Below are 14,280 nucleotides of genomic sequence, written 5' to 3'. Positions count from 1 at the left end.
TGCTTAGGCCATAATCGTTTTTCGGTTTTCCATCGCGCGGCGGAACTCGCCCGTAATCCGTTGTCCGACCTGCTTGGTGACAGCATCGTAATCAATCGCATTTTCGCGCACAGTCACCTGCACCGCACCTGGTGGAATATTTATCGCAATCTGATTGGTAGTTTCGGTTTTGAAATCCTTCAAGTATCCGGACAGGCTGCTCATCTGGTCTTCGGATATTTGTACCGTCATTGTGGAAGATTTCCCATTCGTCTGCGCACCGTTACCAAGCGCCATTGCTTGGTTCTGCATCATGCTTGTTCCCATGAATCCAGCAGAGGTAGGCTGACCGACCTTGCTGTTCATATATGCGGCTGGGCCTGTCATGGTCAGTGCCGGTGGCATATAGGCAGGTGCCATCTGCGGAGTAGCGGGTACGGAAGGTGATGAAGCTACCGTTGCGACCGAGACTGTCTTTTCTTCTTTTTTAGAACCAAAACCGAAAAAGCCGGATATGCCATCCGTGATTTTTTTTGTTTTCTCAGAGACGTAATCGGCTGCACCCGACAATGCGTCCCCTACACCCTCGGTAGCACTAGACATGAAGTTTCCAATATCCTTCGCTTTGTCTCCAATCCAACCGCCTGCTGCACTTCCGGCCCAACCCCCTACTGCACCACCAACCCATGTTCCGATGCCAGGCAAAAGAACGCTACCGATGGCGCTACCAATCGCAGTACCTGCTGTGCCGCCAATCATCGAACCCACCGCTCGGCCACGCTCTTCCGGGGGTGCTGTCGCTACATTTGCCACATCAGCAAGCATGCTGATGGGTCCAAGCAACCTTTTTGCTCCTTTGGCAAAACCACTACTTAAATTATCCATCAATCCATTACCAGCCAGCATGTCGGTTAAAGATCCCAATCCACCATCCGCAAATCCTAATCTACCGCTTCCTCGTATTCTTCTACCGCCTCCCCTATTACGGTTGCGATCGGTCGGAGGAGTTGGAGTATCAGGTACAGGATTGGGTACTGGTGATGGGCCCCGGTTCGAACGATTACTAGACCTTCTACCACTTCGGTAATTTCGTCTTCCACGATCTGATCCACCACCATCCGCATTCGGTGAACGAACTCTACGGTTTTTGCCCATCTTTCCACCTGCGCAACAGCAACATTTGGATGCTGGACTTCTGGTTGGATCAGATGCAGGACTTTCTTCTTTTTTCTTTTTGAATTTATCAAATATTCCCTTGATGTTATTAAATACATCAAACAAACTATTAACCTTTTCGGCAAGGTCAAAAATCCATTTATCCAACCAACTCTTAGGATCTTCTTCCTTCGTAGCATTAGTGATATTTTTATTGTTTTGAATCACGACAGCCATAGTAGGACCCGAAGCCCCTCCTTTGCCCATCGCCACTTCGATCTTCTGCCGAACTTCAAGGGATACTGTTCCCGAAGCCGTAACCATCTGGTCCCTGAATCTATTCAGTTTAACCCATGCGCGATCCAGTGCCGGACTCAGCTTATCAATCAACCCAATCGTCGGTGTGATTCGCAACCTGCTGATTCGCACAGCCATACTATAAATATGCTCCAACCTGCGTCCAGTCGTTCTCAGCTCATTATTCACCTTGATCAGACTCTGATAACGAACTCTGCCCAGACGTTCCGTGGAACGCTGAATCTGATCTAGGTATCGAAGGGTTGTCCGCATTTCCGCATTAGATTTGGATAAACCTACAATCATTTCTGCCATTTTTTCACCTCCTAGCCTATTTCGTTATCGATTCATTTGCGAAGTTATCGCTGACATTTCCTCTTCCGAGAACGCAATTAACAGCGAGCGCTCCCCACGTGGCAAAGACCAGAACTCTCCGGGCCGGAGATGATGACGTACCCACATGTGATACAGGAACGTGGTCATTCCGCCGGAGTGAATCAGTTTTTTAGGTCTTCAATCTCCACACCAAAGCCGGACAGCTCCAGCACTTTATCGCCTACAGCATCCAATTCACCAGCCAGCAACATACGACGTACTGCCTGTTCGCCACCGGACAACTTCATGCGGCCGGTAATGCGTGTGTCTCCCCAGCCGGACAATTCCAGGCTGCGGACTTTCAATTTCACGGTTGCTTCGGAAATGAGCAGCGCGTTAAACGTTTCGGTGTCCACCTTTTCCTCTGTGCGGCCTTTGGTCGTTTTTCGAATGGTACAGCGTTCGCGAATGTGATCCACTTTGGAGGAAGTCAGTCCACGCAAGGTCAACAGCAGATCCAGACGCTGAATGCGCACATTTTCCTCTGGCAAACGTTCTGCTGCTTCAAACAACTGATCCAAAATCTGTTCTTCGGACATATTTTCATTCATACTCATCGGGCGTTATCTCCTTCTCATTTCACAAATGGGTTTATCTATGCCAGCTTCCAAGCCTGTAGAGACAACAAAGAGACCGAGATCATCTCGGCCCGCATTGGTGTCCATATTAATATGAAGTAACTATGCAATCACGCTTGAGCAAACTAGCTCAATTCGTGCCTATTACAAAGCTTAATTCGCCACAATCGGATTCAGCAATTCAAATCCTTCAAACGTAAAGCCTGTTTCTTCCGGTACTTCTTCGCCAGCTGTCCAGTTGGCAAGCTGAATTTTATCCACCATACAACCTTTAAGCAAAACGCTCTCATGTCCATACGATTCAGGGTCGTTCAGCTTGGAAATAATCTCGAATTTGGTGAAGCCGCGCTGGATCATATCCGAAGTGACTTTGTAGCCGGTCATCGTGCCTGTTCCTTTTTTTGCGCCGTTTTTGTGCACTTTCCAGTCGTTACCGACCAGATTCAGCTCACGCTTTTCAATCTCCACACTCGCTTCCAACTTGTTAATGTTTGTCTGCCACACACCATCGATATGCAACTGACCATGGGTACCGAGAATTACTCTTGACGCATCCAACATATATTTTCCTCCTTGGGTTCGTTGAACTAATAAATATTACACGGTATAACTCCGCAGTCAGAACAATCTTCCGATCGCTGTTATCGTGTAAACCATCAGTTCAACGTGTAGTAATTATTCTAGAAAACGGTTCTTTCCTTTCACACAACCTTATTGCACGTAAAATGTACCAAACAACTGCTCCATCACATCCGTCAGCTTCACATTCCATTGCAGGAATACCTGATCTGCTTCCGGTTTGAGAACTGGTGCCGTACCATAATATGCCGGGTCAAGAATGACATCATAACCGTCGGCTTCAATCACATTGCTCTGTGCGAGCAGCGCCAAATAGGCCTTCATGGCACTAATCAGTGCCTGACGACCCTCTTCGGTATTGTTTACTTTACCGATATACGTATCTTCCGCGGAACGCTGCAAATCCGTGTTGATCGCATCCAACACACGAATGGAACGGATTTTTTTCCACGCATTATTCTGTCCAGCGGCCGGAGTTACAAGTGTATTTACACCGCGAAGTGCTTTCACCTGACGTCCATCATGGAAGAAAATAAATACGCCATTCTGTACCGCCTGCTCCTGTTCTGCACGCGTCCAGCGACGTGTCACATCATCGAACGGAGTAGCTGCATAGGTTGTGGATTGGTTCAGACGTTGTCCGGCGATCAGTCCTGCAACATAAGCAGACGTTTCCGCCGAGCTGTAGAATGCATCTCCAAGGCGCACGCCTGTACCGACATTAATCACACCTTCATGGTTGAGCGTAAGCGAACGTGTTGACGCTTTTTGTGCTGCTGTAGCAGAAGTATCGTCTGCTGCGGAACCGCCAAATACAGCCACCACCGGTTTGCCTTCACTACGCACACGTTTCACCCATGCCGCAAAACTCGCAAGCAGAGGTGCATCTGCCGCCTGATCCAAAGCCAAGACGTCGAATTGCTCCCCTTCCAGCGCACCCTGTACAGCAATGTATTCTGCATTGGTCAGGTCATCGTTGCCACTTACGCCGCCTTTGAATGCCGCACCCGCAATTGTTGCAACTACACCTGCACCATCGCCAATCGCCTGAGCCGTTACCCAGACATTTTGTTCATCCGCGTTAATCTCTTTTGCCAGAGAAGCTGCTGTAATATCCGCTGTCAGGAGCGCATACAACATCCGGTTACCTTCGAAGAGACGCACTTCATGCTTCGTATTATCAATCACACCTGGCTGGATGGTGACGTAGAATCCATTTGCACGATCCCCCGGATACTTCGCGTCCAGTTGCAGCACATTGGCATCACTGCTATCCTTCAAGGTAAGCGTAGCTACTTTGGCCGCAGCACTTGCTACCCGATAAGCGAGCAACTTCTTCGGCCCACCCAACAGGGCGAGCTTCAAGGAAGTATAAGCCGTACCGTTATCCAGCACATTCGCCGCATAAATACGTTCAATCGCCGCTTCGCTCCCTACTTCAACAAAAGTCCCTACCGGACCCCAGTTGGCCTTGATCGGCACAACGACGGTTCCCCGCGTACCCGCTTGAATGGCCGAAGATGCTGCCGCCTGAAAATTCATATATAAGCCCGGAAGGACCGGACGATTTGTTTGCTCCCAATTTCCACCTGCCATTATCCCTTCACCTTCGCTTTCATAAATTGGTTAATTCGTTCCTGCGTTTCTTCAATGGAAAACGTCTCTTGCGCCGCTTCGTACAGCGCACCGTACAGCACCTCTGCCTTAACGGCAAAGAGGGCTTCTGCATGATTCATCAGTTCTGCCCGTGTATACCGCGGGGCTGTCTGTTTGCTTTTTTTCACTGAGCTTGCCATCGCCATCTCACCTCATTTGTTGGATTACTGATTTCGTGAATCGTTGATCTTTAAGCTTGATCTATGAATTTTCGATCCTATGAACCATGAATTTGAAGCTATAATGTTGAAGCTACATCTATCATCTCAAAGCTATAATCTGGAACCACTCTTAAAAGTGCATGTTCAAAAAGATCGGTTTTCAGTACCGAGAAGATGGGATGAAGTTAGAAATGGAGTAGCAGAGCGTAGGGAAAACTACAATGTTTCCGAAGGAAACATACTTCGTAAGCTTATGCTTATTAGGCTGAATTCCATATTCGATGCTGATGATGCCGTTAGGCATCCTTTGTAATCAAAAGCGGGCTTTTTGAATAACCTCTAATAGAAGGTTCCTCTCGACTAACGTTTACTCCATACCTTTGCTATGGTGAATCTCACGAATCAAAGGTACATTCGTACCCGGACGACGAATCCGCTGTTGCAACGTCAGGCGAATCTGACCATTCAAATACGCATCCGTCTGTAAATCTGCCGTGACTTCATCCACTGTGATATATCGCGTGTTACCTTGGTGCTCTTCGCCACCCGTTTCAGTGACGGCAAGACGAGATTGCACTGCAAGTTGCTCTACCAATCGAGTAACGGTCTGCCGTGTTAGCACCGGATGATCGGTGAGCACATGCCCAATCCACTGTTGTCGAACCTCCAATGCCGAAGTGCCCGCCACAGACGTGCTGCATCCAGCCAATCGCCATAACACAGACGGCATCTCATATCCTCCAGGCCAGGCATCACCATATACCGACCAGTTCGAACCAAGTTCCGATTGTGTCCAGTCTTGAAGCGCAGCTAACCACGCGTCCCCTGTTTCAGCGAGGACAACTCCCGAGTCTTCGGGAACATACACTCCGAACCGCAGACTGCGCGTAACCATGCCAGACCCTGCATCCACCCGGTCACTATCTGAAGAACCCAAATAGATGCAAGTGAAGGCCTCACCTGCTTCATCCACCAGTCTTACCTGGTGCAACCCTTCGATTAGATCAGCTGACCAAGCTTCCACTTGTTCAGCGCCACCATCTTCCGGGCGAGCGTAGGGTGAGATTTTAATAATCCGTCGATATCCCGCCCAGGCAGACTTCGGCACTTCTTCGGCAAACGCAACGACTGCACAAGGCCCGGCCAACATTTCGCCTGACGCAGGTACATCCAGCACACGACCGTTCCAATCTGGAACAAGTACCGCGAGCTTCTGTTTCAGCGTTTTTTTAATGAGCGTACTCATTTTACTGGTGCTCATGTCAGTGTTAATCTCATTTCTCATAGACACATTCATTTCGCCCCCTTTGTCTGCAAGTTTGAGACCTGCCCACACCGTGCAGCGGCAATGCAGCAGCAGTAGACTCCCCCTTTTAACTCAGAGTCGTATTCCGACCGAACCAGTAACGGGACTACATTCACCGCATCAAAAAGACCGGCCACCTGGCCGGTCTGTACATTAGCGTATGTGCTTTCGGTGCGTCCCTTGTTATTGATCCGATAATACAATCTTACACCCTCTCATACCTAGCGCGGATGGTGATTGGTATGACTTAGGTGCTATTAAGGGAGTATCTCGGGTGGAAAAAAGACGACTCTAGATTGTGATTTTTTTCTCATTCATCTAGACAAATAAACTGTAAAAATATACTATTGAATAAAGTGATAGCGTTATATCATGATTGGAGGCGAAGTAATGAAAAAATCGGATTTAATTTATATATGGGTGTTGATCTCTAGCTACTGTGCAGGAATAGTTGCCTACACTTTAAGCATGTTTCTTGTGTATAATGAAGAAGTTAGTGATTGGGGACAACTAATTACTTGGACTGCACCGACTTTTTTCACAGTAAACTTGTTATTATTTATTTTGTCCGTTTTCTTTTTGAAATTGATTAATAAATACTTTTTTTGGACACAAACCATTTTATTTGCAATTGTAGCAATTATTCCGGTTTATATTATTCCATTCCTTTCTGGTTTTTTTAATTTCGCTAGTATTAGTTTCCCTTTTACTCAAGAAGGATTTTTATTTTATACATTCTTTTTAATTGCAGCTCTTGTTTCATCATATGGAATATGGGTGGCGCAAAAGCGCTTAAATCCTAAATCATTTCTATTAGTATCTTTTGTTATATTTATTTTATTAATAATTACCATCATTTTAAATTAAACGATAGAAAGCGAGCTACCATTGACCTGGCAGCTCGCTTTCTTTTATTTATACTGTTTTGTTAACCTCTCTTTCCATTGAACCAAATAAGGATAGCGGTGTATCTCCTGTTACACGAGGATCATGCGTATAAATTCTGATAGGAGTTCCCTTGTCAACTCGTTTATAAATTTCATGAGCCGGGTACCCATCATGTCTTCCTTTCACTGTAACCTTACCCTGATTAGTAACGGTTACCGAGTATTCCCAATCAATTGGAGGAGCATCACCATTTAATGGGTTAGCCGCACTAGCTCGGAGTGAGAACGAAGCAGATGAGCTTGTAATCACTTTGTTAGAAATGGTTAAACCAGTATCGGGAGCATGGCCGTGTGCCTGACGCAATACTTTCCCACTGGAGATCTCGACCGTTCTTTCTGTTGTTGAGCCCGTAGATTTAAAATATTTAATTTCCTTAGAGCTGAAATCGACTACCATATGCTGTACCATCTTCGAAAGCTCAGGTTGATTCTCTGTATTATACGTAAAATCTCTATTATTACCATTATATTGAATTATCACTTGAGATGTACGCATATATTCAATCCAAGCCTGAGGAATAAATGCTGCGAAACGGACTTCAACGATATTTGCCATTATAAAAAACCTCCATTTTTCGTTTTTTTAAAGTATGAAATATTAGTACCTTTATTTTCTACCCTCCTCTATTTGAAATCGTAAGCAAATGCTATCGAACCAGTAACTGGACTACTTCACCGCATCAAAAAGACCGGCCACCTGGCCGGTCTTTACATTAGCGTATGTGCTTTCGGTGCGTCCCTTGTTATTGATCCGATAATACAATCTTACACCCTTTCATTCCTAGCGCGGATGGTGTTCCGTACGACTTCGGTGCGATTAAGGGAGCCGTTCGGGTGGAAAAAAGACGATTCTGGAATCATCATTTTAAAGAATATCTAAGTAAGTTTTAAGATCAATTAATTGATGAATTTATCCAAATATATTAAAATTTCATTATCAAATTCATTGTCGCTTACGTAAAAGAAGGAGAAATACCTATGAGTAAAACATTCAAGATCACTTCACTGGCTGTCTTAGCATTTATACTCGGGATATCCTGCTGGGCCTACTTCGGACTGTTTGGTAATCCGCTCAAGAAAAATGATGCTGAACAACAGATAACCACTTACCTTATTGAACAGAAAGGTTATTCACCAGAACAGCTTATTGAAGTACAAGGTACCTACTCTTCAAAAAGCTCTGAAGCACCTTACGGTGCCTCAGTAACATTCGCGGATGAACTCGAAGCGAAGTACCAATATATCATTTTTAACAACGGAGAGATTAAGCAGTACAGTCATACCAGTGATTACCCTAAACATGAGGAACCCATGGTGAGATAACAGTTTAGTTCAGCGTAACCTGCGGGTTCAACGTAATCTCAAATGCACGGCCCCAGATGAAATCAGGATTCGTATATTCCAGCAGCGCATTGCTATACGTCGCATAGGACAATTCGTCATTACAGATCTGCTTAATCGCCACATTGCCTGTCTGGAAGGCTGTTTTATTCGCAAGTGCGGTGGTATAAGTCTGCATCAAATCACGGAGCAATGTTTGCAAATGGGCATAGTCTTCCTCTGAGTTGAACAGCAACATATTCTGATCCGAAAGGGTAGCTACGTTGGTATACAGCGCATGGGCTCGGGAATATGTGCGGATGTCCGCAATCGCTACCGCTTTGTAGTAGTAATCCTTCAGGAAACGCTTAAACAGCAGTGAGCCATGCGCATTCATAGCATCTCGCAACTTATGCTCATGCTTCTCTGTTGTGATCAACGCGTACCTCGACTGCCCCATACCTACAGCAATACCGATCTTGTTACCCGGTGTATTCCAGGCACTGTATCCCAGAACGCGTCCGGTATATGGACTGTTTAGCAACGCTTCAGCAACATCAACATTGGCTGGTCCTTTACCTACAAAATCAATCAATACCGAAGGCAGACCTTGCTCACTATTCAGCGTCAATTGCTCCAACGCAGCCTGCACCTGATCCAGAGCCGTAATGGCAATAATCTCAATGTCGATGCCCGTGTTCTCCCCGGAATTACCTGGGTGACCCTTCGTCATACGATCCAGTTCGGAGGTCATGTCAAACGGGACAACTTGATCGGCTGCTACAGCCACTAGCTGTTCATTTTCCAAGCCAGCACCCACATCCGTCACCACATCCGGTTCAGGATATGCCGAATCCGCTACAAGCACACCACCTACAATATCCACATGACGAACCACATTCTCGTGTACATCCATGTATTCATACGTGTTAATGATGGTATTGCCGTGAGGACCAAAATATTTCACTGCGTAACGTGTCCTCGCCCCGCCTCGGAACAACTGGTTAGCCATGCGAGCAACCAAAGCGTGCCCCAGACCATCCGCATCCGGCAATACGATAGCTCGATCCGGATTTTGCCCATTGGTTCCACCCAGCCATTCATTGATCCGCGCTTCTACATATTTGATTTCATTGATCTGAACACCCTGCGTGTTGGCATCGTCGACTCCAACTGCAAGGAAATCGATATAACCTGTGCGAGCCAGCTGATCCAGAATGTACAGATTTGTTTTGAATTTATGCTGTCTTGTATTGTAATACTGTTCTTTATCAAAATAGGTCGTTGTCCCATATTCCACTCCATCCGGGGACAGGTTATAACCTTCAATAATATCCTCAAACTCAGTGTATGTCTGACGTGGCTGCTGCATCAACGCACGGGACTCATTATACGCATCGAGCGCTAAGCCATCTGCAAACGAGGTCGTAGCCAAACGCATGATCGTGTCCATTACGAATACAGGTTTGCGTGGGTATTTCTGCTTGATCACGCGAATCACATCCAGCAAACGAGTAGTTTCCTCATCGTATTCTGGATAGGCACCCCCTCCATCTCCGCGGAGCTGACGACTGCCAATCAGACCGCCATAAGCGAGCATATCGGATGAGATAATGAATCCGTCGACCTTGGCAGCATGTTTCAGAATAAAGTCGTGAATCTTGGACGGTTTGCCATAAACCGGCGTGGAGGTGCCGAGCAGCGTTGTGCCATCTACGGTTTTCTCCGAGTCCAGACGATTCTTAATATCACTCAGGTTTGGTGTAACGATATGGATACCGGCTGCTTTCCCTTGCACAATCACATCATCCAGATTCGCTGGACGATCATCCAGTGGAACATACAATACTGTTTTCATATCACGTAGCCTCCTGTTATCTGTTTAGTCTTTAATACCCGATCAGGGCAAGGATGCAATCACCGAATTAAAAAACGGCCCCTTGGCCGGCTGTACGTCAGCGTATGAGCTGTCGGTGTGTCTTCCTTGCTGCTGATCCGATAATACCATCTTACCGCCTTTTCCCACTCGCACTGATGGTAATTGGGATGAATTACGCCTGAATATAGTCGTCTCTATGGCGGTTAATTGTAAATTTTAATCTGAATAAAAATAAAGGATATCCTCCAATTCAAGCAAGCTATACGATGATGGATTCTAGAATGATGGGTGGCCGTGTCCAAAAAGCTTGAAGTCCCAGTCCGCTAATTCTGGCGAATGGATAGATGATTTTCTAAGGAACGTGGGACGTCTTATTTGGTATTCAGGTTCTCTTTTTAAATTATAAGGAACATCAGACACCCTATTTTCTAAAAAACCTGACATTAACGCTGAAAATGGCTGTTTATTCTAATATAACTTGTCTCAGGTTCCTTAGATTTCTACAGACGCTTCAAATCCTTGAATAAGACGCCTCCGATTCGTTAGCTCTCACGCCTCTAGGCTTTGCTCCAACCGCAAACCGGAGGGGAGACCTCGAATCCATCTGGAGCAGGGCTCTGCATGAGAAGGGAGACAATCCGCCTTTTACGATATCACGAGCGTTTCTCGCACATGAAGGACATGGGCTCGTAAATGAAGGGTGCGCTCTCGAACATGTAGCGAATGGTCTCGCAGATTCTGGATACAGTGCGCTTGCAGACTCCGGACACATTCGGATCCGCTTCGGCTTTTAGTAGCTTGGAATATTAACGCTAGAACACCAAAAAGCACCTGCCAGCTTTGGCAAGTGCTCTTCATTTTGATTCTATATCGTTGGTTCCATATCCTTCGTTCTATATCGTTTGTTCCATATTGTTGGCTCTATCTCACCCGATGATATAACGAAAATTTTCCCATGTTCCCGGTACGTGCTCCCCGTTCTTCGCATGGTGATAGAAGCTGAACGGGAATTTAAATACATGACCTCCGTTCCAGTCACGGGAACGTCTGTCGGTGAGCCAATATTCCAGTTCATGAGGGAGCGCCACTGATCGTTCCGCCCGTTCTAGTGGCAGCAGGTCTACGGGTGATTGCAATGTCGGCATCTCCTGTTCAATATCCACATCTCGGCTTAAGCGTAGTGCCTTCACCATGATAAGGAAGGGCGGAATGCCTTTGTGGAATAATGCCGGATAACCCAATTCATATAATATGTTAAGCGCATGTCCATAGGTGAGCATATGACCGATCAGATCATGATGCGCTTCCGCGTGATAGATAGTCTGGAACGCACCAAGCTCATCCAGAATCAGGCGTGACAACTGCGTTGGATCTTCGATCTCAGGGAAACCATCGCTGTTTTCCGGCTTCAGACTGCGAATTTCTTTCATCGTTGTGTTCATCCAGGATCTTCCCGGGATGGTTCGATCGAATGAATCGATCAGTTCAACCAGCCGACCAATATCCTCCGCAGTACCCCATCCATCCAGTTCGCGAATAGCTTTCAGACTGATTGCCCCGTAGATGGCCTGGTGTCCAACCCAGTGCAGTTCTCCAATCGTTCGATCCAATGCGTCCGTAATACACGCCTCGGCATCTTCCCTGGGCATCATCTCACCAATCGGAGAGGTCTGACCAGGGCTGATTCCATGCTGGCGAAGCATGGCTTTTGCTTCGGCGGTAACACTGCCGGCGGCAAGGGCAGTGAGACGATTTTCCCGCAACCAAAAATATGCCGCAATCGCACCCGCCCCATAATGGGCGTGCCACAGATCTCCTGTACGTTCCCGACTGGAAACGATAATCGCTAGTCCATCTTCCAACAAACGTCGATCCAAGCTTGCCACCACCCTTCATCATCTGTAAGCCTGACAGAACAACCTTCCAATCACTGTTATCCCCAGATTTTTTTTCGATCCCCTTTCCTAAGGGAAAATCCGGTGATAAATGTGAGATTATGCTTACGAAGTAGCTTTCTTTCAGAAAGCTTTCAGCTTCGCTTTTTCAGGTTTTTTCTGTCCTCTCCGTTATCGTGTAAATTTAGTTCAACTTATATATCCTAATTATTAAATAAAGCGTTTACTTCTATAACATGATGGAAATGCTCCACATATGCCTGTTTTGCCCCGGAATACAATCTTTAGCCAATTCGAAGCTTGCCCACGCCACGGATGGATACTTCCAGCGGATAGATCTGTGCTTTTTGCTTGGAGAAAAACCACGTCCGATCCTTCCTCACCACAATAAACAGACCGTGCACATCTCCTACAGGAGCAAAGGTATCACTAACCTCACCCCAGCGCGTGAGTCCAATCTGATGAAGCTCATTCACCGTAGACAGAACATCCTCCGTCACCAGTCCAACTTCACACACCTGTAATATATCTTGAGTCGAGAAGTCATGGTCACTCTCGTTCTGAATACGATGATGAGCAATCAGCTCAATAATATTGCCTGCTGGATCTTCGAAATAGAGAGAATGAGAGTTCCAATTAGTAGAGTACGTCTCATCCCGATCTCCTTCTCTGCTTAAAACAACACGTGATGCAGCCCACTGCTTCGCTTCCTTGAACCGATTCGTCGGAATCGACCAGGCCACATGATAAAAGGGCTCACGATCTGTTTCACACGTTTTGAAAATCATCTTTGTCCTTCCAACCTGCAGGTTGAAGGCCTGATCCGTCGCATTGGACACCTCCATTCCCAACGTATCACGATAAAAATGCTTGAGGTCCTCCATCCGTGTTGTATATAACTGTAATTCTTCAATCATCATACGGTCTTCTCCTGCATCTCCTCCCACTGACTCCACGGCACCATGCCGAGTTCAGGCTTCGCTTCATCCGGGAGCATGGCGATGAATTCAAGCAAATGACCATCTGGATCCTTAAAATATACAGATACCGCAGGCATCCAGCCGAAGACGTACAGTTCACCGATATCATCATTCAGGAAGTTCTGTGTCTTGATCCCTTTGTTCTCCAAGTGAGCCACCGCGTGTTTCATATCCTCCAGAGATACATGAAAAGCAAAGTGCTGACGTTTCACCTCGGAAGATTCCTTTTGCCACAATCCCAGCATGGCTTTGCCTTTTCCACCAATCCAGTAGAAGGAGTTCCCACGTTCTTTCTGCCCGTAGGCATGAGGTAAACCAAGGACCGTTTCATAGAAATGATGGGATCTCTCCAGATCCGTCACGTTTAGATGTGTTTCAAATATGCCAGTAATCATAATGCTCAACCTCTTTTCCTTTTCCGATTTTTCATCTTCCTTGGTTCTCAACTCATGGTTGAATTCCGCGCATTCGTTAACGTCTGTGCCAGATTTAAAAACGATCCAATAACCCGCTGCACCCGGTCCTCTATATCCTGACTGCCTTCGTACTCTTCATATCCGTCAAATGTCGCTTCGAATCGTCTGCGCTGCGCACCACCAATGGATATCCACTCCTGGGCATTGATGCCATGCAGATTGCGAACAATCGCTTGCAGTTGTAAAAGCGAACTTACCCCCACCGCTCCGCCAGAGGAGCTGATGGACAGGACGAGCTTGCCGCTGAAATGAGCCTGACTCAGGTGATCCAGTGCATTTTTGAGCACACCGCTAATACTGCCGTGATACTCTGGTGTAGACAGGATGATCGCATCAGCCGCGAGCATACGTGTATTCAGGTCTGCCAGATGTTCATGATCCGCTTGTTTTTCATCTGGTGCGTAGAATGGGAGTGGTGTCTGATACAGATCAAACAGGCTGGCCTGATGTCCCTGACCGCGAATAATCTCCACAGCATACTCTCCCAGACGTGTACTGGTTGCATTGTTCCGATTGCTTCCTGCCAAAATAACAATATTCATTCATGTCACTCTCCTTGGTTTTTTAATAATTCAAACTCTCATGTTTCAACCGATCTGTTATTTCTACTCTTATCTTACCTTTCTTTTGCATCCAAATCGTCAGCAGATAGACTTAACTTGAAATGCCAAAAAACTCAACCTTTAGGTTGAGTTTA

General features: G+C 46.4%; 14 protein-coding genes. 2 read left to right on the top strand and 12 right to left on the bottom strand.

Annotation, left to right across the window (positions count from 1 at the left end):
• Nucleotides 1-3 precede the first annotated feature (3 nt).
• From MHI52_RS06645 to MHI52_RS06620, 6 genes are all read right to left on the bottom strand, one after another.
• Nucleotides 4-1,746 (bottom strand): hypothetical protein, encoded by a 1,743-nt coding sequence (locus MHI52_RS06645; RefSeq protein ID WP_405158707.1) that lies wholly within the window; start codon nucleotides 1,744-1,746, stop codon nucleotides 4-6.
• 182 nt (nucleotides 1,747-1,928) lie between these two features.
• The gene (locus tag MHI52_RS06640) at nucleotides 1,929-2,363 is read right to left on the bottom strand and encodes a phage tail assembly chaperone (protein WP_017690174.1); all 435 of its coding nucleotides are present in this window, start codon (nucleotides 2,361-2,363) and stop codon (nucleotides 1,929-1,931) included.
• Between the two features lie 174 nt (nucleotides 2,364-2,537).
• The gene (locus tag MHI52_RS06635) at nucleotides 2,538-2,945 is read right to left on the bottom strand and encodes a phage tail tube protein (RefSeq protein ID WP_124117078.1); all 408 of its coding nucleotides are present in this window, start codon (nucleotides 2,943-2,945) and stop codon (nucleotides 2,538-2,540) included.
• A gap of 150 nt (nucleotides 2,946-3,095) precedes the next feature.
• Nucleotides 3,096-4,559 (bottom strand): phage tail sheath subtilisin-like domain-containing protein, encoded by a 1,464-nt coding sequence (locus MHI52_RS06630; protein ID WP_405158706.1) that lies wholly within the window; start codon nucleotides 4,557-4,559, stop codon nucleotides 3,096-3,098.
• Nucleotides 4,559-4,747 (bottom strand): hypothetical protein, encoded by a 189-nt coding sequence (locus MHI52_RS06625; protein ID WP_249911568.1) that lies wholly within the window; start codon nucleotides 4,745-4,747, stop codon nucleotides 4,559-4,561. Before MHI52_RS06625 ends, MHI52_RS06630 begins: the two co-directional genes overlap by 1 nt.
• 400 nt (nucleotides 4,748-5,147) lie before the next feature.
• Nucleotides 5,148-6,071 carry a hypothetical protein gene (locus MHI52_RS06620; protein ID WP_127547903.1) on the bottom strand — a complete coding sequence of 308 codons (924 nt, stop codon included), beginning with the start codon at nucleotides 6,069-6,071 and terminating at the stop codon, nucleotides 5,148-5,150.
• Nucleotides 6,072-6,476: 405 nt separating this feature from the next.
• On the opposite strand from MHI52_RS06620, the gene MHI52_RS06615 reads away from it, so the two are divergent.
• The gene (locus MHI52_RS06615; protein WP_405158705.1) at nucleotides 6,477-6,953 is read left to right on the top strand and encodes a hypothetical protein; all 477 of its coding nucleotides are present in this window, start codon (nucleotides 6,477-6,479) and stop codon (nucleotides 6,951-6,953) included.
• 48 nt (nucleotides 6,954-7,001) lie between these two features.
• Here MHI52_RS06615 and MHI52_RS06610 read toward each other — a convergent pair whose 3' ends face one another.
• Complete coding sequence (locus MHI52_RS06610) at nucleotides 7,002-7,589, bottom strand: DUF3238 domain-containing protein (protein ID WP_405158704.1); 588 nt, start codon at nucleotides 7,587-7,589, stop codon at nucleotides 7,002-7,004.
• A 422-nt stretch (nucleotides 7,590-8,011) separates the two neighbouring features.
• Here MHI52_RS06610 and MHI52_RS06605 point away from each other — a divergent pair, with 422 nt between their 5' ends.
• Nucleotides 8,012-8,356, top strand: coding sequence for a DUF3139 domain-containing protein (locus MHI52_RS06605; protein ID WP_405158703.1), 345 nt, complete (start codon nucleotides 8,012-8,014; stop codon nucleotides 8,354-8,356).
• Nucleotides 8,357-8,360: 4 nt separating this feature from the next.
• Here the strand turns inward: MHI52_RS06605 and MHI52_RS06600 are convergent, their stop codons facing one another.
• The 5 genes from MHI52_RS06600 to MHI52_RS06580 form a co-directional block, all read right to left on the bottom strand.
• Nucleotides 8,361-10,211 carry a DUF4127 family protein gene (locus tag MHI52_RS06600; RefSeq protein WP_405158702.1) on the bottom strand — a complete coding sequence of 617 codons (1,851 nt, stop codon included), beginning with the start codon at nucleotides 10,209-10,211 and terminating at the stop codon, nucleotides 8,361-8,363.
• Between the two features lie 947 nt (nucleotides 10,212-11,158).
• Nucleotides 11,159-12,118 carry a hypothetical protein gene (locus MHI52_RS06595; protein WP_405159365.1) on the bottom strand — a complete coding sequence of 320 codons (960 nt, stop codon included), beginning with the start codon at nucleotides 12,116-12,118 and terminating at the stop codon, nucleotides 11,159-11,161.
• A 293-nt stretch (nucleotides 12,119-12,411) separates the two neighbouring features.
• Nucleotides 12,412-13,047 (bottom strand): VOC family protein, encoded by a 636-nt coding sequence (locus tag MHI52_RS06590; RefSeq protein WP_405158701.1) that lies wholly within the window; start codon nucleotides 13,045-13,047, stop codon nucleotides 12,412-12,414.
• Nucleotides 13,044-13,502 (bottom strand): VOC family protein, encoded by a 459-nt coding sequence (locus tag MHI52_RS06585; RefSeq protein ID WP_076327336.1) that lies wholly within the window; start codon nucleotides 13,500-13,502, stop codon nucleotides 13,044-13,046. The genes MHI52_RS06590 and MHI52_RS06585 overlap by 4 nt, the downstream gene beginning before the upstream one ends.
• 47 nt (nucleotides 13,503-13,549) lie before the next feature.
• Nucleotides 13,550-14,125, bottom strand: coding sequence for an NADPH-dependent FMN reductase (locus MHI52_RS06580; RefSeq protein WP_405158700.1), 576 nt, complete (start codon nucleotides 14,123-14,125; stop codon nucleotides 13,550-13,552).
• Between the last annotated feature and the right edge of the window lie 155 nt (nucleotides 14,126-14,280).

The sequence above is a fragment of the Paenibacillus sp. FSL H8-0283 genome (assembly GCF_045040675.1).
GTDB lineage: Bacteria > Bacillota > Bacilli > Paenibacillales > Paenibacillaceae > Paenibacillus > Paenibacillus amylolyticus.
Note: the sequence above shows the minus strand (reverse complement) of the source record. Positions and strands in the feature narration are given on the sequence as shown.

What these genes read in the sequence shown, in the direction of transcription:
- MHI52_RS06645 (WP_405158707.1), bottom strand. Translation starts at nt 1,746, where the DNA reads ATGGCAGAAATGATTGTAGGTTTATCCAAATCTAATGCGGAAATGCGG.
- MHI52_RS06640 (WP_017690174.1), bottom strand. Translation starts at nt 2,363, where the DNA reads ATGAGTATGAATGAAAATATGTCCGAAGAACAGATTTTGGATCAGTTG.
- MHI52_RS06635 (WP_124117078.1), bottom strand. Translation starts at nt 2,945, where the DNA reads ATGTTGGATGCGTCAAGAGTAATTCTCGGTACCCATGGTCAGTTGCAT.
- MHI52_RS06630 (WP_405158706.1), bottom strand. Translation starts at nt 4,559, where the DNA reads ATGGCAGGTGGAAATTGGGAGCAAACAAATCGTCCGGTCCTTCCGGGC.
- MHI52_RS06615 (WP_405158705.1), top strand. Translation starts at nt 6,477, where the DNA reads ATGAAAAAATCGGATTTAATTTATATATGGGTGTTGATCTCTAGCTAC.
- MHI52_RS06610 (WP_405158704.1), bottom strand. Translation starts at nt 7,589, where the DNA reads ATGGCAAATATCGTTGAAGTCCGTTTCGCAGCATTTATTCCTCAGGCT.
- MHI52_RS06605 (WP_405158703.1), top strand. Translation starts at nt 8,012, where the DNA reads ATGAGTAAAACATTCAAGATCACTTCACTGGCTGTCTTAGCATTTATA.
- MHI52_RS06600 (WP_405158702.1), bottom strand. Translation starts at nt 10,211, where the DNA reads ATGAAAACAGTATTGTATGTTCCACTGGATGATCGTCCAGCGAATCTG.
- MHI52_RS06590 (WP_405158701.1), bottom strand. Translation starts at nt 13,047, where the DNA reads ATGATGATTGAAGAATTACAGTTATATACAACACGGATGGAGGACCTC.
- MHI52_RS06585 (WP_076327336.1), bottom strand. Translation starts at nt 13,502, where the DNA reads ATGATTACTGGCATATTTGAAACACATCTAAACGTGACGGATCTGGAG.
- MHI52_RS06580 (WP_405158700.1), bottom strand. Translation starts at nt 14,125, where the DNA reads ATGAATATTGTTATTTTGGCAGGAAGCAATCGGAACAATGCAACCAGT.